The organism is Streptomyces sp. NPDC052701, assembly GCF_040678355.1.
Classification (GTDB): domain Bacteria; phylum Actinomycetota; class Actinomycetes; order Streptomycetales; family Streptomycetaceae; genus Streptomyces.
In genome coordinates this window covers 1-18,577 of record NZ_JBFATO010000048.1, presented here as the reverse complement: position 1 = coordinate 18,577, position 18,577 = coordinate 1, and the positions used below count along the sequence as shown (strand labels likewise).

The 18,577-nt window shown below is 68.6% G+C and carries 24 protein-coding genes; 14 read left to right on the top strand and 10 right to left on the bottom strand.

What is annotated here, in order from left to right; all coding sequences use genetic code 11:
• The first annotated feature begins 43 nt into the window (after positions 1-43).
• The 3 genes from AB0L29_RS32850 (at position 44) to AB0L29_RS32840 (ending at position 4,629) form a co-directional block, all read left to right on the top strand.
• Positions 44-1,150: a TniQ family protein gene (locus AB0L29_RS32850; RefSeq protein WP_365832540.1), complete on the top strand. Its 1,107-nt coding sequence runs from the start codon at positions 44-46 to the stop codon at positions 1,148-1,150.
• A gap of 295 nt (positions 1,151-1,445) precedes the next feature.
• On the top strand, positions 1,446-1,919 hold the full coding sequence (locus tag AB0L29_RS32845) for a hypothetical protein (RefSeq protein ID WP_365832538.1): 474 nt from the start codon (positions 1,446-1,448) through the stop codon (positions 1,917-1,919).
• A gap of 43 nt (positions 1,920-1,962) precedes the next feature.
• Positions 1,963-4,629 carry a Helicase associated domain protein gene (locus AB0L29_RS32840; protein WP_365832536.1) on the top strand — a complete coding sequence of 889 codons (2,667 nt, stop codon included), beginning with the start codon at positions 1,963-1,965 and terminating at the stop codon, positions 4,627-4,629.
• A gap of 100 nt (positions 4,630-4,729) precedes the next feature.
• On the opposite strand, the gene AB0L29_RS32835 is transcribed toward AB0L29_RS32840, so the two are convergent.
• From AB0L29_RS32835 to AB0L29_RS32820, 4 genes are all read right to left on the bottom strand, one after another.
• On the bottom strand, positions 4,730-5,134 hold the full coding sequence (locus AB0L29_RS32835; protein ID WP_365832535.1) for a hypothetical protein: 405 nt from the start codon (positions 5,132-5,134) through the stop codon (positions 4,730-4,732).
• A gap of 64 nt (positions 5,135-5,198) precedes the next feature.
• Positions 5,199-5,411: a hypothetical protein gene (locus AB0L29_RS32830; protein ID WP_365832533.1), complete on the bottom strand. Its 213-nt coding sequence runs from the start codon at positions 5,409-5,411 to the stop codon at positions 5,199-5,201.
• Between the two features lie 750 nt (positions 5,412-6,161).
• Complete coding sequence (locus AB0L29_RS32825; RefSeq protein WP_365832531.1) at positions 6,162-6,710, bottom strand: hypothetical protein; 549 nt, start codon at positions 6,708-6,710, stop codon at positions 6,162-6,164.
• A gap of 142 nt (positions 6,711-6,852) precedes the next feature.
• Entirely contained in the window at positions 6,853-7,410 is a 558-nt protein-coding gene (locus AB0L29_RS32820; RefSeq protein WP_365832529.1) for a twin-arginine translocation signal domain-containing protein, read from the bottom strand.
• A 170-nt stretch (positions 7,411-7,580) separates the two neighbouring features.
• Here AB0L29_RS32820 and AB0L29_RS32815 point away from each other — a divergent pair, with 170 nt between their 5' ends.
• The 3 genes from AB0L29_RS32815 (at position 7,581) to istB (ending at position 10,836) form a co-directional block, all read left to right on the top strand.
• Positions 7,581-8,213, top strand: a complete 633-nt coding sequence (locus AB0L29_RS32815) for a LysE family translocator (protein ID WP_365832527.1) — start codon at positions 7,581-7,583, stop codon at positions 8,211-8,213.
• A gap of 188 nt (positions 8,214-8,401) precedes the next feature.
• Positions 8,402-10,036: an IS21 family transposase gene (gene istA, locus AB0L29_RS32810; RefSeq protein WP_365832525.1), complete on the top strand. Its 1,635-nt coding sequence runs from the start codon at positions 8,402-8,404 to the stop codon at positions 10,034-10,036.
• Positions 10,036-10,836: an IS21-like element helper ATPase IstB gene (gene istB / locus AB0L29_RS32805; RefSeq protein WP_365832523.1), complete on the top strand. Its 801-nt coding sequence runs from the start codon at positions 10,036-10,038 to the stop codon at positions 10,834-10,836. Before istA ends, istB begins: the two co-directional genes overlap by 1 nt.
• Positions 10,837-10,920: 84 nt before the next feature.
• On the opposite strand, the gene AB0L29_RS32800 is transcribed toward istB, so the two are convergent.
• A complete protein-coding gene (locus AB0L29_RS32800) occupies positions 10,921-11,127 on the bottom strand; it encodes a hypothetical protein (protein ID WP_365832521.1) in 207 nt (68 codons plus the stop codon).
• A 39-nt stretch (positions 11,128-11,166) separates the two neighbouring features.
• A complete protein-coding gene (locus AB0L29_RS32795; protein WP_365832519.1) occupies positions 11,167-11,595 on the bottom strand; it encodes an EamA family transporter in 429 nt (142 codons plus the stop codon).
• A 371-nt stretch (positions 11,596-11,966) separates the two neighbouring features.
• Here AB0L29_RS32795 and AB0L29_RS32790 point away from each other — a divergent pair, with 371 nt between their 5' ends.
• Positions 11,967-12,740, top strand: a complete 774-nt coding sequence (locus tag AB0L29_RS32790) for a CGNR zinc finger domain-containing protein (RefSeq protein ID WP_365832517.1) — start codon at positions 11,967-11,969, stop codon at positions 12,738-12,740.
• 1,118 nt (positions 12,741-13,858) lie between these two features.
• Here AB0L29_RS32790 and AB0L29_RS32785 read toward each other — a convergent pair.
• Both AB0L29_RS32785 and AB0L29_RS32780 read right to left on the bottom strand, forming a co-directional pair.
• Positions 13,859-14,191, bottom strand: coding sequence for a hypothetical protein (locus AB0L29_RS32785; RefSeq protein ID WP_365832515.1), 333 nt, complete (start codon positions 14,189-14,191; stop codon positions 13,859-13,861).
• A gap of 984 nt (positions 14,192-15,175) precedes the next feature.
• Positions 15,176-15,772, bottom strand: coding sequence for a DUF721 domain-containing protein (locus AB0L29_RS32780; RefSeq protein WP_365832513.1), 597 nt, complete (start codon positions 15,770-15,772; stop codon positions 15,176-15,178).
• Positions 15,773-16,160: 388 nt separating this feature from the next.
• Between AB0L29_RS32780 and AB0L29_RS32775 the strand changes: the two genes are divergently transcribed.
• From AB0L29_RS32775 to AB0L29_RS32745, 7 genes are all read left to right on the top strand, one after another.
• Positions 16,161-16,415, top strand: coding sequence for a hypothetical protein (locus tag AB0L29_RS32775; protein WP_365832511.1), 255 nt, complete (start codon positions 16,161-16,163; stop codon positions 16,413-16,415).
• 11 nt (positions 16,416-16,426) lie between these two features.
• Entirely contained in the window at positions 16,427-16,732 is a 306-nt protein-coding gene (locus AB0L29_RS32770) for a hypothetical protein (protein WP_365832509.1), read from the top strand.
• A gap of 11 nt (positions 16,733-16,743) precedes the next feature.
• The gene (locus tag AB0L29_RS32765; protein WP_365832507.1) at positions 16,744-17,034 is read left to right on the top strand and encodes a hypothetical protein; all 291 of its coding nucleotides are present in this window, start codon (positions 16,744-16,746) and stop codon (positions 17,032-17,034) included.
• 7 nt (positions 17,035-17,041) lie between these two features.
• Complete coding sequence (locus AB0L29_RS32760) at positions 17,042-17,212, top strand: hypothetical protein (protein ID WP_365832506.1); 171 nt, start codon at positions 17,042-17,044, stop codon at positions 17,210-17,212.
• Positions 17,213-17,299: 87 nt separating this feature from the next.
• Positions 17,300-17,461, top strand: coding sequence for a hypothetical protein (locus AB0L29_RS32755; protein ID WP_365832504.1), 162 nt, complete (start codon positions 17,300-17,302; stop codon positions 17,459-17,461).
• A gap of 8 nt (positions 17,462-17,469) precedes the next feature.
• Positions 17,470-17,658 (top strand): hypothetical protein, encoded by a 189-nt coding sequence (locus AB0L29_RS32750; RefSeq protein WP_365832502.1) that lies wholly within the window; start codon positions 17,470-17,472, stop codon positions 17,656-17,658.
• A gap of 10 nt (positions 17,659-17,668) precedes the next feature.
• A complete protein-coding gene (locus AB0L29_RS32745; RefSeq protein WP_365832500.1) occupies positions 17,669-17,869 on the top strand; it encodes a hypothetical protein in 201 nt (66 codons plus the stop codon).
• A 70-nt stretch (positions 17,870-17,939) separates the two neighbouring features.
• On the opposite strand, the gene AB0L29_RS32740 is transcribed toward AB0L29_RS32745, so the two are convergent.
• A complete protein-coding gene (locus tag AB0L29_RS32740; RefSeq protein ID WP_365832498.1) occupies positions 17,940-18,071 on the bottom strand; it encodes a hypothetical protein in 132 nt (43 codons plus the stop codon).
• A gap of 126 nt (positions 18,072-18,197) precedes the next feature.
• Complete coding sequence (locus tag AB0L29_RS32735; protein ID WP_365832496.1) at positions 18,198-18,518, bottom strand: hypothetical protein; 321 nt, start codon at positions 18,516-18,518, stop codon at positions 18,198-18,200.
• Positions 18,519-18,577: the final 59 nt, after the last annotated feature.

Genomic DNA, 18,577 nt, shown 5'->3' with positions numbered 1-18,577 from the left:
GCCGCGAGTGCACCGCTCCGTCCCGCGCCCCAGCATCTGGCGTGTGGCCCCCTTGCAGTGGGAGACCACCACCTCGTACATCCAGCGCCTGGCACGCCGACATCACCTGACCACCGCGGAACTCCTCCACGCCCTCGGCATCCCCCGGCCCCAGGCGAACAAGGAATGCGCCCAGCCTCACGGCCCCTACACCAGCATCGAGCTCTACCTCAACGCACCCAGCCGCCGCCTGATCGCAGCGTTCGCCGGCATCCCGGACGAACACCTCGCCCACGCGCTCCCCGAATGGAACCGCTACCGCGACAAACCCGACCCGCAGTCCGCCCGCGCCCGGCTCCGCCTGGCCTCTGCGCACGCCGTGACCGGCTGCCCCCGCTGCACGATCGCCCGCACCGGCGACCCCCACCCCGTCCCGCAGTACCTGCCCGACACCCGCCTCGTCTGCCGCCGCCACCACACCTGGATGCTCGGCCGCCACACCCTCGCCGGCATGCCGCTGCCCATCGAGCACGCCGACCTCACACGAACCCCCGAAATCCTCGCCGCCCACCGCATCCACATCCGGTTTCTCCGCCGCTGGGGCGCAGCCGCCGACCACGCCCTCACCCTGGCCATGAACCTCACCGAGAACTGGCGACGCGCCGCACCCTCAGAAGAACGCATCTGGCCCGCACGCGCCCGCCGCATCGGCAACAACAAGCGCGCCCGCCTCTGGTACGCCCTCGCCCGAGAAGCTGTCACCTACCCCGAGACCATCACCCTCGCCCGATTCTTCGCCCACCACCCCCGTGCGCTCCACGTCCTCGAACGCCCCGGGCACACCCACCCTCTCCACACCGCCGTCGCCTCCCTCCTGGGCCGGCCCTGGCTCGAAAACCCCGCCCTGTACCCGGACCGATTCGGCGACCGCATCAGCTACACACCCGGCCGCAACCCCCGCGCCCGCGAGCGATGGCCCTACCGGCACAGCCCCTACGCCCCTGGCCCCACCGAGCTCACCGAACTCGGCTACCAACCACCCCCTCAGCAGCCCTCCTCACACATCCAGGCACGCCGAAAGGACAGGAAGGGAAGCCGGAAGTCAGCACCCAGGACAGGCACGGAGCCTCCCGCTCCCACTATCTGGCTCGACACCAACCCCACCCCATAGCCATCACATACCGGTGGCCAACGAAACTGCGCACTGCTCAACCAACCTGCGCAGCACACAGCGACAACCAGGAAACCCCAGGTCACCCGTGTAAGGCGTTCGCGTACGACTCAGAACGAATGACCAACACCGACCCGAACACGACCACTCATTCCGCGAAGCCCCAGGTCAGAAATCCACCTTCTACTCAGATCCACCGACCGACGACACTTAGTGAGAGGAAAAGGGGAAACCGCATGTGGAGTGCTCAAGATGTGGCACGGGAGCAGGTTAGGCGCCAGGCAAGCGGCCCGATATGGCCGCCGTTGCGGAGAAGGTCGCGGAGGCTGCTACCCGCGAGCGTGAGACAACGGAGCAGTTGAGGCGGGGCGGTTCCTTCTCCGAGTTCGAGACGGCCCCGGAACGACTGGCTGCCATCTGGGCGGCGAAGCATGCGGAGTGGCAGCGCGTCAGGGACTTGATAACTCAGGCCGGTTGGGATGCGTACGAGCCGGAGCGTGACACCCAAGGCTCCAAGTGGGCTCAGGAGCGAGCAGAGCGGCGTGCCGGTGCTCTCGCGGCCCGGGCCGCCTTCGAGGCGCGGCGGCGGGAGGAGGCGGATGAGCTGCGGGCGGAGCTGCGGCTGTCTGCCGTGCCCAGCCGACTGATCCGGGCGGCGGCCGATCGGGTAGGGCTCATGCCCGCCCAGATCCTGGCGCAGCTCGCCGAGCGGGTCGTGGTGAGCGAGGACGGTACGGTGTCAGTCCCGCCCTTCACGCCGTCCCGGTGATTTCCCGAAGCGGTCAGGAAACGAGTCAGGGGAAGATTTCTAAATGCCGGGTATTCAGCTCAAGGAACACCAGGTTGACCAGAAGGCGGCTTTCCGCAAGTGGGTGGGATTCCCTGCAAGGTCATCTGTGCCGCCGCAGGGTGCCCGGGCCACGATCGTGTCAGCGACCGGTTCGGGCAAGACGATCACGGCGGCTGCGTGCGCGCTGGAATGCTTCCCGAGCGGCCGGATCCTCGTCACCGTGCCGACCCTGGACCTGCTCGTGCAGACCGCCCAGACCTGGCGCCTGATGGGCCACCGGGCCCCGATGGTTGGGGTGTGCTCGCTGGAGAACGACCCGGTGCTTAACGAGCTGGGGGTGCGCACCACCACCAATCCGATCCAGCTCGCGCTGTGGGCCGGGTCCGGGCCGGTGGTCGTGTTCGCTACGTACGCCTCCCTTGTCGACCGGGATGATCCGGAGGGAGGGTGGGGAGCGAAGGTGCGCGGGCCGCTGGAGGCTGCTCTGGCGGGCGGGGAGCGGCTGTACGGACAGTGCATGGCGGGCTTCGACCTCGCGATCGTGGATGAGGCCCACGGAACCGCTGGTGATCTTGGTCGGCCGTGGGCGGCGATCCATGACAACCAGCGGATCCCGGCGGACTTCCGGCTCTACCTGACCGCGACCCCGCGCATCCTCGCCGCGCCCCGGCCGCAGAAGGGCGCGGACGGCCAGGAGCTGGTGCTGGCGTCGATGGGCCAGGACTCCCAGACATACGGCCCATGGATCGCCGAGCTGGGGCTCTCGGAGGCGATCGAGCGGGGCATCCTCGCCGGGTTCGAGATCGACGTGCTCGAAATCCGCGACCCCTCCCCCGTCTTCGGCGAGTCGGAGGAGGCGCTGCGGGGCCGGCGCATGGCTCTGCTGCAGACGGCGCTGCTAGAGCACGCCGCCAGGTGGAACCTGCGCACCGTGATGACGTTCCACCAGCGGGTCGAGGAGGCCGCCGCGTTCGCGGAGAAGCTGCCGGAGACCGCTGCCGAGCTGTACGTCAACGACGTCTCCGACGAGGACCTGGCGAAGGCGGAGAAGCTGCCCGCATCGTCGATCGACGCGGAGTTCTACGAACTGGAGGCCGGCCGCCACGTACCCCCGGACCGCGTCTGGGCGGCGTGGCTGTGCGGCGACCACCTCGTCTCCGAGCGGCGCGAGGTCCTGCGCCAGTTCGCCAACGGCATCGACGCCAACAACCGGCGCGTACACCGGGCCTTCCTCGCCTCCGTACGGGTCCTCGGGGAAGGCGTCGACATCACCGGCGAGCGCGGCGTGGAGGCCATCTGCTTCGCCGACACCCGCGGCTCCCAGGTGGAGATCGTGCAGAACATCGGCCGGGCGCTCAGGTTGAACCGCGACGGCTCCACCAAGGTCGCGCGGATCATCGTGCCGGTCTTCCTCCAGCCCGGCGAGGACCCGCAGGACATGGTCGCCAGCGCCTCGTTCCGCCCCCTCGTAGCCGTTCTCCAGGGCCTGCGCTCGCACGATGAGCGCCTGGTCGAGCAGCTCGCATCCCGTGCCCTCACCCACGGCAAGCGCAAGGTGCACGTTCGGCGCGACGAGGACGGGCGGATCGTCGGGGCCGGCGGCGAAGGGGACGGCGAGGACCAGGAGCAGGACGGCGCCGATGCCGCTGCCGAGTCTGCGATGCTGCACTTCTCCAGCCCGCGCGACGCCGCCACGATCGCGGCGTTCCTGCGCACCCGCGTCTACCGGCCGGAGTCCCTGGCGTGGCTGGAGGGCTACGAGGCGCTGCTGCGCTGGCGCAGGGAGAACGAGATCACCGGCCTGTACGCCGTCCCGTACGACACCGAGGTCGAGGTCGGGGCGACGAAGGCGTTTCCGCTTGGCCGATGGGTCCACCAGCAGCGGAAGGCGCTACGGGCCGGGGAACTGGAGGAGCGACGCAAGACGCTGCTGGACGCGCCGGAGGCCGGGATGGTCTGGGAGCCGGGCGAGGAGGCTTGGGAGAGGAAGCTCGCCGCGCTGCGGGCCTACCGGCGCGCCACCGGACATCTCGCTCCGAGGCAGGACGCGGTGTGGGACGACCCGGCCGGCGGCGGCACCGTGCCCATCGGGCAGTACATGGCCAACCTCCGCCGCAAGGGCGGTCTCGGGAAGGACCCGAAGCGGGCGGAGCAGCGCGCGGCGCAACTGGCCGCGATCGACCCGGACTGGGACTGCCCGTGGCCGCTGGACTGGCAACGGCACTACCGGGTACTCGCCGACCTCGTCGACGCCGACGGTCACCTGCCCTACATCACACCCGGCGTGCTCATGGACGGCGACGACATCGGCAAGTGGCTCCGGCAGCAGAAGCAGCCGGCCGTTTGGGCGCGGCTCCTGCCCGAGCAGCAGGAGCGGCTGTCCACGCTGGGCATCAAACCGCTGGAGGCGCCGTCTCCCGCCCCGGCGGCCAGGCGTGCGACAAAGGGCCCCAGCAAGGCACAGCAGGCGTTCCAGCGGGGCCTGGCAGCCCTCGCGCAGTGGGTGGAGCGGGAAGGCGCCGACCGGCCGGTGCCGCGCGGCCACGCCGAGGAGATCACGGTCGACGGCGAGGCGGAGCCGGTGGTCGTGAAGCTGGGCGTGTGGGTCTCGAACACCAAATCGAGAAGGGACCGGCTTGCACAGGAACAGCTGGATGCCCTGCGGAAGCTGGGCGTCGACTGGGTCTGACCCCCGCAGCGGCCGGTCGTTGAACCTGCCGGACACGCGAAACGCGAGATGACCCCGGAGGATCAGTTCTCCGGGGTCTCTTGCTGTCCATGCGGGCCGGTCAGCTGGTGCCCAGACGAGCGTCCAGGACGATGGGTGGCAGTTGCTTGCCGTCCGGAGCGTCCAGGTCGATGCTGTCCAGCACCGCGCCCGTGGCATCCCAGACGCGTCGGCACACGGCGCGGCGAGCCGCGTCGATCACGGTGAAGCGGGCGGTGTAGGTGCGCTGAACAAGCCGCGCCAGGTCGGCCCCTTCCAGCTCCACGTGCAGGAAGCCATCCTCATCCGGGACATCGTGGGTGCTCTCGTAGGGGAAGTTCTTGAAGTGGCTGAACGGGTACTGGCAGTGCTGCTTCACCACCCGCCAAGTTGCCGGGGCACAGACCAGTTCCACGCGCGAGACCCCAGCGGCCTTCAGTAGCCGCTCGCGCTGCAGCTGGAGTTCCAGACGCTCCTTCAGTGCCATGCACATCCCTTTGTCCATCGCGGGCTTATCCGACTCGCACAGCATGCCCTTGCCGACCGAGCCGTCAGTCCAGGGACGGGAACTGGTGTACGCGCCCCCAGAGCTGCCAGCCTTCATCCGAGCGCTTCTGCCACCCGTCGAACTCGGGGCCGTGCTCGATGAAGTGCTCCAGGACTTGCAGCGCCCATGCCGCGAAGCCGGCCCGGCGCTCCTCGCTCAAGCCGGGCCTGGCGGCCACCCGCGCGGCTACACCGCTCCCCTCGTACTTCACGATCACGCAGCCATCGACGTCCGGCTCATCCTCCCGGCCGAAGTCGACCTCTTCGACCGGCCAGCCGTAGACGTGGGTCAGCTTGCGCTCTCCTCAGATGCCATACGTCCAGCATGCCCGAAGAAGATCGGTAGTTCCCTCAGTTCCAGCGGGGGTCGACGTACTTCATGGCGCCCCGGGCAGTGTCACAGGGCCAGGCAGCACCCTCGCATCCGGTGCACGTCGGATCGGCACGGTCGCTCGGGGCGTGTTCGGCGAGTTGCTGTCCCGCTACGGCTCGGGCGGTCCGCTCGTCCGGACTCATGCCCCGGTAGGTCTCATGGGCCAGCGCCACAGCCCGGTCATACTCAGCCAGCTGAGCTTGGAGATCATCTGTCATGAGATGTGAGCCTATCGCCGGCCGATCGCGCCCCTGCGCCCCTGCATTGGGACCTGACCTGACCTCGCTCCCGCCGGCGTTCTCTAGGTGGCTCGCTGCCGCAGTAACTCGGGCGGCCCGCCGGATCAACGGCCGAACTGCCCAGCTGAAGGGTGTCTACGACGTCGGCGGTCCGCGCTGGACAGCCAGCTCGGACAGTCAGAGACCCCGGGCGGTAGATGCTCGGGGTCTCTGACTGTCTCCCGTAGACGCGGAACAGTCCTCTCGCGGCGGATCAGCGCCGCTCGATGGTCTGTCCCTTGGTTGCCGCCTTGTGGCGCGGAGGCTTGCCTTCGTTCTTCTTCTCCGTGCCCACGAGAGCCGGGTTGGCGAGGGAGTCAGTGAGGCTGGGCGGAGGGGGAGGCGGGGGCGGAGGAGGAGGGGACTGGTTCCCCTGGTTCTGTGCGTTTGTCATGGCCGCCAGTGTGCAGCACGAGACTGACAGTGGAGAGGACGATCCCGGCGGCGACAGCGGCCAGGGCGACCGTCCATCGCTTCGTCTTCCGCTGATGCACGCGGGCGTTTTTCTCGAACATCCCTACCCGCGTTCCGGCCAGAGCCCCCAGCGTCGCGCCCTTCTCCGAGAGTGCGTAGGTGTCCAGGACTTCCCGCGGCTTGATGTCCTCGTACTCGGCGAGGTTGAAGACCGAGATGCCGAAGCCGACGGCCACCGCGTACGCCGCGAAGGCCGCGGTGCCGGTGAACGGTTCGAAGCTCCGGGAGGCCAGGAACTGAGCGGCTGTGGCCGCGAAGCCCACCAGGAAGATCGCCTTCGTGTCCACCTTCGCGCCCGACTCCGACTGCCGTGCCAGACGCGCCGCGATTTCGCTGTTGATCAGCTCCAGGGTCTCTTTCTGGTCCTTGAGCTCCTGCGGCGTCATCGTCATGTCCTGAGCGTATTGGGCACGGTCCAGCGGTCTGGCTTCGCGGTGCGCGTAGCCGACGGCGGCCCGGGATCAGGCCGAAACGCGCAGCGGCCCCAGGCGAGGAAGCCGGGGGCCGCTGCCGAGCGGTGCAGATCGGTCTGGGTCAGGCAGAGCTCACAACGATGCCGTTGACGCGCGCGACGAACTCGCCCGCGCGGACGCTGACCGCCGCGGCCAGTCGCTGCTGGAACTCCTGGAAGTCCTTGACCGTTTCGATCGGCTGTCGGTGATGCGACGCCGGGCAGTATCCCGGATCTCCGCCAGGATGACGCCGCCACGGTGCGGTGCACGGGGACGCACCGGCCCCAGCGCGACGCCGGGGCCGGTGAAGTGGGCATGCAGGCTCGCGGCCGTCCGGAGAGAAGACCGGACGGCTGGGTTCAAGGTCCGGTGGCGTGAGCGGTGTGGCGGCCGTTCCGTCTCGGGGGACCGACCATAGGATGTTCTGCACCTCCGCAACGATCCGGTCCCCGCCGTGCGTCGCAGTGGCCATGCCGTTGGTGACGGAGGTGAACCGCAGCCGCACGGGTGATCCATCGGTCGCGACGGCCGGTGGGGAGGAAGGACCGTGTGCCCGGGCGGGCGGTGAGGTGACCAGCGAGCCCGTCACGGCTGTGCCGGAGGCCGCCTTCAAGAAACGTCTGCGGGTTACAGGCGACACGATCTCTCAGCTCTCCTCGGAGTAAACGGTCCTGTCCAGAGCGTGGTCGCGTTGTTCCTGTATACGGTGACTGCTCCTCACGGTGAAGCCGAACACAAGGTGCAATTGGCATCTCCTGGCCGAAGATTGCTCCTTACGAACCGCAGCATGGCTGAGGCAGGATGTGCCGCATGACGGATCTGCTGTCCTTTCTCGGGCTGTGCCTGTTGATCACAATCACTCCAGGTCTGGACACCGCGGTCGTGATCCGGAGCGTTGTCAACGGAGGCCGAAACGCTGGTCTTCAGACCGCTGCAGGGTGCGCGGCCGGTCTGTTCGTGCACGCCGTTGCTGTCGCCCTTGGGCTTGCGGAGGTCCTTGTACGCAGCGCAACAGCCTTTGAACTGGTGAAGTTCTGCGGGGCCATGCTTCTGGTGATCTTGGGTGGGCGTTCGCTCTGGGCGGCGTGGAAGGCGCGGGGGGCAGCGGCTGATGTCGAGGCTGTTGGGGAGGCGAGGAGGTCGCGGGGAAGCACCCCGTTCCTGCAAGGCCTGTTCAGTAACTTGGGCAATCCGAAAGCCGCCTTGTTCTTTCTGGCCAGCCTGCCACAGTTCATCCCTGACGACAGGCCGGGTGCCGCTGTTCCCGTGGCCTTGATGCTTGCTGGCATCGCCGTGGTCTTCCAGCTGACAGGGCTGGGACTGACCGCCGTGGCGGCCAACCGGCTGCGGCGTGTCCTCAAGTCCCCGCGGATGCGTCGCGCCCAGGACGCTGCCCTGGGCGCGACGCTGGTGGCGCTCGGCGTCCGGGTGGCACTCGAGTAGACCTCAGGTGGGACGCTTCGGGACCTCGGGCATGGGCAGGGGCGGCTTTATCGGTGAGTCCTGACACCGGTTGTTGATCGGCGCCGACACCGCCCGGTGTTGGCGGAAAGTGATATCGCCGAGTTTTGACACCGCTTGGGCGCTTGCGGTGGGACCATCGGAGTGCTCTGCGTGGTGAGGGGGCGCCGGTGCCACCGAAGTCCAAGGTCGATCTGTACGCGGCGATCCGCCGTGATGTCCGGGCAGGGATGTCGAACCGGGCCGTGCAGCGCAAGTACGGGGTGGGCTTCCGGACGGTGAAGGCGGCCATGGAGTCCGTCTGGCCGGAGCCGCGCAAACAGCTGCCGCCTCGCAAGACGCGGCTGGACGTATTCAAGCCGGTGATCGACCAGATGCTGCGGGCGGATCTGGACGCGCCGCGCAAGCAGCGGCACACCGTCAAGCGGATCTTCGACCGGCTGCTGGACGAGCACGGTGCGGTGGAGGTGACCTATCCGATGGCACGCGCCTATGTCGCTGCCCGCCGCCCGCAGATACGGATCGAAGCGGGCCGCGGGCCGCTCAATGCGTTCATCCCGCAGACTCACCTGCCGGGGGCGGAAGCCGAGGTCGACTTCGAAGACGTGACGATCCGTCTGGCCGGTGAGCAGGTCAAGGTGTTCCTGTTCGCGATGCGCCTGTCCTATTCCGGCAAGGCGGTGCACCGCATCTTCGCCTCGTGCGGGCAGGAGGCGTTCTTCGAGGGCCACGTCCACGCTCTCAGCGTGCTGGGCGGCGTCCCCTGCGGCAAGGTGCGCTATGACAACCTGCGGGCCGCGGTCGCCCGGGTGCTGGGCCTGTCGAGGGCGAGGGTGGAGAACGAGCGGTGGACCGCGTTCCGTTCGCACTACGGCATCGAAAGCATGTACTGCCGCCCGGGACTCGAAGGGGCCCATGAGAAGGGCGGGGTGGAGGGCCAGATCGGCTGGTTCCGCCGAAACCACCTGGTCCCGGTCCCGGAAGTCGACTCCCTGGCCGAGCTCAACGCGATGGTGGAGCGGTGGGATGCCGAGGACGACGACCGTCGCATCCGGTCGCGGCCCAGGACGATCGGCGAGTACTTCGCCGTTGAACGTCCGCTGCTGCAGCCGCTGCCGGACGAGCCGTTCGAGACCGGCCGGCTGTTCAGTCTGCGGGTGGACCGCTACGCGCAGGTCAGCGTCCGCACGAACCGTTACTCGGTGCCGGTGGGGCTGATCGGCCGCACTGTCCGGGTGATGCTGCATGCCTCCGAGGTCGTCGTCTACGACGGACGCAAGGAAGTCGCCCGGCATGAGCGGCTGATCGCCAAGGGGCAGGCCCGCTTGGAACTGGACCACTACCTGGAAGCCCTGGTCCGCAAGCCCGGTGCCTTCCCCGGCGCGACCGCGCTGGAACAGGCCCGCTCTGCAGGCAAGTTCACCCCTGTCCATGACGCGTGGTGGGCGGCGGCCTGCAAGGCCCACGGGGATCGGAACGGCACCCGTGCTCTGATCGAGGTCCTGCTGCTGGGCCGGCATCTTCACCACGAGTACCTGGTGACCGGGCTCGCCGCCGCCCTGCGGGCTGGCGCCCTGACCGCGGACGCGGTTGCGCTGGAAGCCCGCAAGGCCGCCGAGGCCGACGAGGCACCGCCCGCCACGGCAGATCCGCAACCGGACCGGGCGAGGGTGACGTTCCTGACCGAACGGCGGCTGGCCCACCTGCCGCCCGACACCCGGCCGCTGCCGTCGGTCGCGGCCTATGACCAGCTGCTGCGACCGAGGCAGCCGGCCGCCCGTCCCGCCATCGAGGGAGAAACGTGATGACGACGTTCAAACGCCACCGCGGGCTGACCGAACAGGCAGCCGACGCCGCTGTCGATCAGGCGTGCCGCATGCTGCGGCTGCCCACCATCCGGGCCCAGTTCCCCGAGCTGGCCGAAGCAGCCGCCCGTGACCAGATGTCGTATCGCGGCTTCCTCGCCGAGCTGCTGATGGCCGAGTGCGACGACCGGGCCCGTCGCCGTTCGGAACGCCGGATCAAGGCTGCCGCCTTTCCCCGCGAGAAATCGTTGCGGGCCTTCGATTTCGACGCGAACCCCAGCGTGGACCCGGCGGTCATCCACACCTTGGCGACCTGCGAGTGGGTCAAGAAGGGCATGCCGCTCTGCCTGATCGGCGACTCGGGCACCGGCAAGTCGCACCTGCTGATCGCGCTGGGCACCGAGGCCGCGATGGCTGGCTACCGGGTCCGCTACACGCTCGCGACCAAGCTGGTTAACGAGCTGGTTGAGGCTGCGGATGAGAAGGTGCTGACCAAGACCATCGCCCGCTACGGCCGAGTCGATCTTTTGTGCATCGATGAGCTGGGCTATATGGAGCTGGACCGCCGGGGCGCTGAGCTGCTGTTCCAGGTACTGACGGAGCGTGAGGAGAAGAACAGCGTCGCCATCGCCTCGAACGAGAGTTTTAGCGGCTGGACCAAGACCTTCACCGATCCCCGGCTCTGCGCGGCCATCGTCGACCGGCTCACCTTCGGCGGCAATCTCATCCAGACCGGTACCGGCTCCTACCGCCTCGCCCTCACCCAGGCCCGAGCCGCAGCACAGAACGCTACCGGCTGACCAGACCGCTGCAGCGGTGCCGTTTACGCGCGAGGGTGTTCCAACGACGAACCGGGCGCACCGTTCACGGCGTGCTGGTGCGGACTACCTACGGGTGGCGGGGAGGCTCTTGACGATCTCCCCGTTGATCAGAACGACCAGGCAGCCGCAGCCACTGGCGCAGTACTCGAGCTCTCCTTCGGAGATGCGGTGGTGGGACTTCAGTGTCCACCACCGGGCCTCTGCCGGAGTCGGCTCACCACAGACGGGGCAGCGGTCGACTGTCAGCGTGAGTGCGGACGTGGGAGTCATGCCGCCAGCATGAAGTCACTACCTAAGTCACTTCAACCATTACATTGACCGGTGGCTCCGGGCGGTACGAGCACCGGGACCGTCGGCGGGTGCTCTGCTGCGGGTGGCGCGACGCATCGACCAGGCGCCAGCGAGGACCACCAGCGCCATGGCACACAGTTGACGTGCCGTGAGCTGCTCGTGCAGCAGGACGTAACCGACCCCTGCACCCACTGCGGGGCTCAGCGCCAGCAGCACTCCGAAGGCGCGCGTGTCGATGCGCCGCAGGACTGTCATGTCCAGCGAGTACGGGATCAGGGAGGACAGCAGTGCCACCAGGAGCCCGGTGCCCAGGACGGCCGGGTGGGCCGCCACGACGTTACCGTCCGTGACAGCGGCGACTGGGGCCAGCACACAGGCACCGCAGGCCAGTGCCACGGCCAGGCCCGTCCAGTCGGCAAACAGTTGCCCCACCCTCCGGCTCAGCACCACATACCCGGCCCGGCACAGCGCGGCGGCACCGCCCAGCAGGATTCCCGCGGCGGGGAGCGAGGCCCCCCGGGGCGGTCAGCAGGAGTACGCCAGCGAGCGCGACCAGCGCCACCGCGAGGTGCTCCAGCCGGCGGGACAGGACAATCGACAATGTGAGCGGCCCGAGCAGTTCCAAGGTGGCGGCAACCCCGATCGGCAGGCGGCTGATGGCCTGGAAGTACGCCAGGTTCATCGCTGCGAAGACCAGACCGAGTGAGATCGCCGCCCGCCATTGACGGGCTGAAATCCCTCGAAGCCGCGGTCGGACCAGGACCCACAGGATCGCGGCCGAGAAGGCCAGCCGCATACCGGCCAGTGCCGTGGGGCCGATGGTTGCGTACGCCTCCTTTGCCACGGCCGAACCCGCCTGCAGGCTGATGATCTGGGCCAGCATCAGCGCCGGCGCCGCTGCGGCACCCTGCAGGGGCGGGCTGGGAGTCTTCACCGTCGGGCCCCTCCACCTTCTTCGCTGCCAGGGCTTTACCACGCGGATCTGCCGCAACGACCACATCGGCAGCCCTGTGGCCGCCGCCGCAAACCCGAAGCGCTCGTTGCTCACACGGTGGTGTAATAGTCCTGTGCATTTCAACCATTACGGCGGGGAGGCCGCTCGGCTAGCCGCTGACCTGGCCAACCTCGCAGCGCCGCCACGACCAGAGCATCTGGAACCTCTGCTCGCCGTGCACGGCGTGGTGCAGCGTATGCTCACCACCGCCGAGGCCGAGGAGATCTGGAATTGGAGCCGACACCTGGCCACTTGCTTCGGTTCGCAGAACCTCGAAGAGCGGTGCCAGGCGATCAACACCCTGCTCGCCGACGCTTCCAGCAGGCCCCACATCTCCCTGCACGACGGCCGACCCCACCTGCACTACAGCGCCGCCGATGCCGGCGCCGCCGCCCACATCCGCGCCATCACAGCGGCCGGACTCGCCTACATGGTGTGCTTCGCCGGCGCCGACCGGCTGGGCCGATGCGCGCGCAGCGGCTGCGGTCTGGCGTTCGTTGACACCTCCCGCAACGGCCGACGCGCCTACTGTTCGGTGCGCTGCGCCAACAACGACGCCGTGGCACGTCACCGCGGGCGGCGCCGCGGCGAAGACTGACCGTCAGCCGAACAGGAGGCTCGACAAACGTAACTGGGGACCGCTGGACTTGATCACCGAACACCGCCCCGCCCCGCCCCACTGCAGTGGTGTCAATTCTCGTCAACATCTTGCGGTCCTGTGATCGACAAGTGCTGCTCAAACTCATCGACAACCGGTGTCGGCTCTCATCTACGAAGCTAGTCCCCCGGCTTCGTACGCGGGCCGATGGTCTCGCCCGCTCCTACGTTGCTGTTGCCGAGGCCTACGACGGCCACAGCGACCAGCACGAAAATCGTGAGTTCCCGCCGGGCCCCCGGCGCCCACCGAAAGTGCCCGCGTACCGATGTCCCATCGGAACGCACATAAGGCCGCACGAACGGCATCTGGTCCTCCCCCGAGTCATCCATCCAAGCGAGGACCATGCTCGGGGCGACCACTGACAAACGATCTGGGTCAGAGCGGCGCGAGTGCCTGTTTAGGACGCCGGCTCCGCACCTTACCCATCCGATTGCTGTCTGACTTCGCTCGGACAGCAGTTCTGCACCCTCCTGATCCGGTCTATCGACGCAACCAGTGCTATCCGGCTGCGCCCACAACCGCACAGAACATGGAGGCCTAAAGCTACCTCGCAGCAAGAGGCTCAGCCGAAGCGGACTCGGCGAGGGTGCGGCGTCCTCCATCAGCGAGGTCTCAACTCCCAACTGCCGGGCTGCTTCAGGACAACCAGCACGTGGCCGAACGCAGCGTGCGCTCGAGGTGGGCGCACGGATGGTCAGCGGAGTCGGGGCGGGGGGCCGCCTCGCGCTGTACGTGTCGTCCGGTTCCTCGTCCAGGGCGAGCAACTCGGGCGCGCTGCAGAGCGGAGAAGACCCCATAATCCATCCACAGCGGCAGGGTGCGCAGGTCCGGCATCACCCGCAGCATGCGCGGCCAGTCGCCGTCCACGATGGCCGGGCTGCCGTGAGCGGGCCGCAAGGACGCGGTTGTTGACCTCGGCCTTGCCCATCTCCAGCGAGTGCACGAGCGTCGGCCGGCCGCTGTCCGTGTCGGCCAGCGCCACGCCCAGGATGAGCGCGCTCTGGCCCATGGCGGGCTTCACCACCGCATCGAGGTCCCGCAGGCCGGCCTTCGATGGGTTACGGGCGCGCGTCCTTGAGCTGCGTCTGCGTGAGCCGGACCGGTTGCCCGCCCGGGGTGTACAGGCGCTTGATGAAGATCTGGAACCCGAGTTCCCTGATCCTGACTTCAGCCTCATTGGTGTTGTGCGGTTCGGCACCGAGGGCGGCGCGCACCAACGGGACCACCGGGATGAGACGGCCACCGATGTCGGCGACGACCCAGACGTCATTGGAGGCGTAGGCGGTGTAGTCGGGTTCCGTGCGGGATGCCTCCATGACGGCGGCGCGCGTCAGGGTGGCGGTCCCGCCCGTCTTCGTCCTGACGGTCGTAGTGCTGGTTGCCGCATCCATGGCTCGGGCCTTCCGGGTTGACGCTGTAAGCGAGCGGCCCGCGCTTGCGATCCGCGAACCGACGCCGGCCAGGCGCACTCGCAGAGCGCCTGGCCCGGCACGCAGGGAACATTATGACCGGGCCGCCGAAGGCAGGACCCGCCGGAACTGCACAAGGCCCGCTGCCCGCAGACCCCGAATGGCCCCGGACAGCAGTGACGCGCGTCCTGCCGGGGTCCACGGTGCGGCGGCCGACCTGACGAATCCCGCTCTGCGGAACGGCGTGAGACCTGGCTCCCATCCGCCCAAGCCGGTGAGGCACCCATGCCCATGCTTCGAACACACGTCTCGCGTACCAACTGCTCTCCTCCACGGGACAGGTGCGTGCGCCATGCTCGCGGGCCCGCCGTTCGCGCCCAGCCGACGGGTGGAGCGTGCTCACGCCCGGCAACGGGAGAATGCAAGGGCCGCGCGAGGTAGCCGTTTTGACACCTCCGGTCCGCACGCGCCGGAGAGCTGGGCTGGTGCCAGCCGCTCGCCGGGTGGGCGAGGCGCGCTTTTTGACCAGTACTCGCAGGAAGCGGTACAGGAGGCCGGTTGATGGGGGCATGATCGCGGTTGTGTTGCGCGACGTCGTGCGGCGGCCTCGGGTCCTCCGCCGAGTGCCGCGACGCACGTCCCTGCCGCCCGTACGGTGCGTGCCCATGACGTACATCCCGCTCGCCCGCTGCGCCGCGCTCGCCTCCAGGACCCGGAGCTTCAACCAGCCGCACCGGATCGCCCGGCCGAGCGCGGAAGCCGCGGAGCTCGCGCACTGGCTGCTGAACATGTCGGCCGAGGAACGGCTCACGCACGTCGCCGCCCCAGACGACGGGATACTCCTGGACGTCAACGATCTGCCGGGACCTGCTCACCGGCAGCGTGTACGAGCGTCAGGGAGTTGCAGGCGTGCGCCCCATTCGCTTACGAAGCGGTCGACCGGGGTTTCGTAGCCGTGTTCCAGGATCAGGGTGTGCTCGGTGCCGAACGCCTCGATGGCGTCGTGTCAGGTCTGCAGCAGAACGTCCTCGACGCTCGTCGTTCGGTGACCGAGGCAGATCCGGTGACCAGGGCCACGACGGGCAGCAGCGAGCTGGGCGACCAGCGGGTGATGGCGCACTGTTCGCCGATCAGCGCGCGGATGCGGGCCAGGATCTCAGGCGCGCGCCGGACAGCTTCGTCGCGGGCGGCGGCCGAGACCGCCACGGTGCACAGTTCCTGCCCTTGGAGGCCGAGCATGACCGGTTCCACCTGGCCGGCCAGGTCCTCACCCATGATGTCGGGCCACCGGTCCCGGACGATCCGCGGCACAGCACCGGAGACCGCCTGGACGACGATGCCCGTGATCTTCATCCGGGGGGCGAGCACCTCGTTGACGCGCTCGGTCAGCGCAGCGCCCATCAGGCGGGTCTGCGTGCGCCAGGCGGGGCTTGAGCACCGCACGTGCAGGCGTTGGTTACCGTCGATGCCGACCGGCTCCACGTGCCGGGCCACGTCCTCGCCGGCGGCAGGCGACCACCAGGCCTCCAGATCGCTGAACCAGTACGGCTGCGTCAGGGGCATACCGCGCACTCTCCTTTCACCATCCCCTATGGTGTCCCCGCGTTCGCCGGCACGCGCCGCACGGCAAGGTCGGCGTCCTGGATCCCGGACGGCCAGAGCCACCTCGGGTAGCCGGCCGGGCCGAAACATCAACTCCTGGTCGTCCCCCACCCTCCGGGTCCGTACCGGCGTCTCCGCACGCGGAGGGACATGGACGGGGAGGTGAGCATCATCGGGCCTCACGCGCCGCCGGATTTTTCGTCGGGAGCGATTCTCCGGTCAGACGCCTTCCTGCGCCCGCCTGCTCTCCCCTCACTCAAGAAATCCAAGGATTTCAAGGATTGTCAAGGATTCCAAGAGTGACTAGTCTGATGAGGCGTCAGCAGACCACACTGAGAGGAACCCCGCTGTGCGATACCGAGACCCGAAGTGCGAGTGCGAAATCGAGTACCCCGGCGCCTACCGACGGTGGTGCGAGAGCTGCCGCACCGACGGCCCCCTGCCCGGCAGCCTCGCTGACCCCGAGTGGGAGCAGCGACACACCGACCCGGCCGTGCTCCGAAAGGCCGCTGCCCGCCTGGACGACGACTATCCGGAGCAGGCCGACAGCCTCCGCAAGGAGGCCGACCGCCTGGACGACGCGCTCGCCGCGACTGAGCACTGAGGACAACGGCCATGAGTGACAGCACTGCCCAGCCCACCGGCCGCTGCTACTGCGGCTGCGGCAAGGAGATCGGCTACGGCCGGTTCTTCGCCGCCGGCCACGACAAGACCGCCGAGGCCGCGTTCCTCGCCATCCACTACGACGCCTCCGTCGCGCAGATGCTCCACGCCCACGGCTACGGCCCCGACGACGACAAATCCGTCACCAAGGCCGCCGTGGACAAGGGACTCTGGCAGGAGTGCCCGCGCGGCTGCGGCTACCGCGGCGCCCGCGAGAGCATCAACAACCACGTCAACCGCTATCACCGCGAGAAGTGAGGCCCCCGACGATGCCCGCGAAGTTCCGCGCCGCCGAAGCCACCATCAAGTGGCAGGGCACCGACGACAACACCCCGCCCGGCCACAGCATCGCCACCGGTACCGACAGTCTCGGCACCGGCTACCTGTGGCTGTTCAAGGGAGACGAACCCACCGAAGAAGCGTTCGTCGGCTCCATCCTGATCCCCACCCGGGTCGGGCAGATGCCTGTCGCCTACGACCGCGGCGGCGGGTTCGCCGGCACCGCTGCCGACACCAAGGCCGCGCTCGCGCGGCTCGCCGACCGCGCCACCGAAAAGTGAGGACACCGTGAGCGGTACCGAGATCCGCACCATCGAGGACCTGGCCGCCGACCTCGCAAAGCCCCTCCCCGAAGTGCTGGAAGTCGCGAAGAACTTCACCACCCAGCCCGGCCGCCTTTTCACCGAGGTCCCGCCCAGGGTCGAAAACCTCGTCCGCGCCTGGTACCAGGAGGACTGACCATGAGCGACTGGCTCGCCGACTACCTGCAGTGGAAGGACGAGAACACCGCTGCGTGGACGCCACCAGACGACGATCCCGCCAACCATGACGATGAGAGGTGAGGCCGCCATGGCGCTCTGCTCCACCTGCCGGACCGTAATCCCCTGCCATTGTCACGTCACCCCGCCGGTCGAGGTCCGGCCCGGCGTGTACCTGGCACGCGGACCGTACCCCGCCGAGCCCACCAGCCGAGGCGACGAGAAGTGAGGACCCCGATGCCACGGACCACGCGGTATCCGGAACGTGTACGGCTCCCGCGTGGCCACCACACCCACGCGGCCGGCTACCGGCCCGGATACGCCGACCGCATCACCGGATGCGACAAGAACGCCGAGCCCGGCGAGTTCCTCGACGACGACAGCCCCGTCACCTGCCCCGCCTGCCAGCGCGCCACCGCGACGTGAGGACACTGCCATGGCCCTTTCCGCCGAAGACCAGATCATTCATCACCTCAAGGACAAGATTGGGCTGGCCCGGGCCGACCAGCTCGTAGCCGAGCTGAAGCTGGAACAGGCGCGCGCCGATGCCGAGAGGCTGCGGGAACTTCCCCTGTCCGGTGTGGAGGGTGGAATTCGAGACGTGCTTGCCAACCTGATCCACCCCACCGAGGAGTGAGGGCCTGAACGCAACGGTGCCCCCGGCTGAGAGAAGCAGCCGGGGGCACCGCCATGCAGGCTACCGGGCATCAGGTCCGCATCCCGAAGGACCCACCCCCCGCGCTCTGCTCCGCGTACTGCGTCAGCTCCGGATCCGTGATCGACCCGCCCGGCGTCGCCTCCGCCCACCGCTCCACCAGCACCAGCTTGATCTCCCCCACCAACCGCCCCTGGCACTCCCGAGACATGCCGTGCGCAGTGGCGGTGGCCGTCGGGGACACGGCGGACCATGCGGGCCGGGGTGGATCCGCGGGCCGTGTTCGCGGGGGGCGCATGCGGTGGTGGGGTCAGGCCCTGTAACCGGGAGCGGGAGGAGATCTGGCCGCGCCGTCTGCACCAGTTGGCGGGTGGTTGATCCGGTTCTCGTTCGCCTTGTCGTCCATACCGTGCAGTGACGCGTCAAGAAGCAGGTCGTGCGGTGACCTGTTGACCGGGAGTCCGTCCCGTTCGAGGAACACCCTGAAGTTTTGGTGAGGCTGGTCCAGCTGAGCCCACCGGACCAGGGCGTCGACCGGGTTGCCCATCACGGCGGCCGTGCCGGCCGCGGCACCGGGAGCGTCCCGGGTGATCACTGAACCGCACCGGCTCGAATGGAGACTCGATTTCATGAAAGGATCGAGTCATGGCACGACCTTCCCGTTACCCGCTTGAGCTCCGCCGTCGTGCG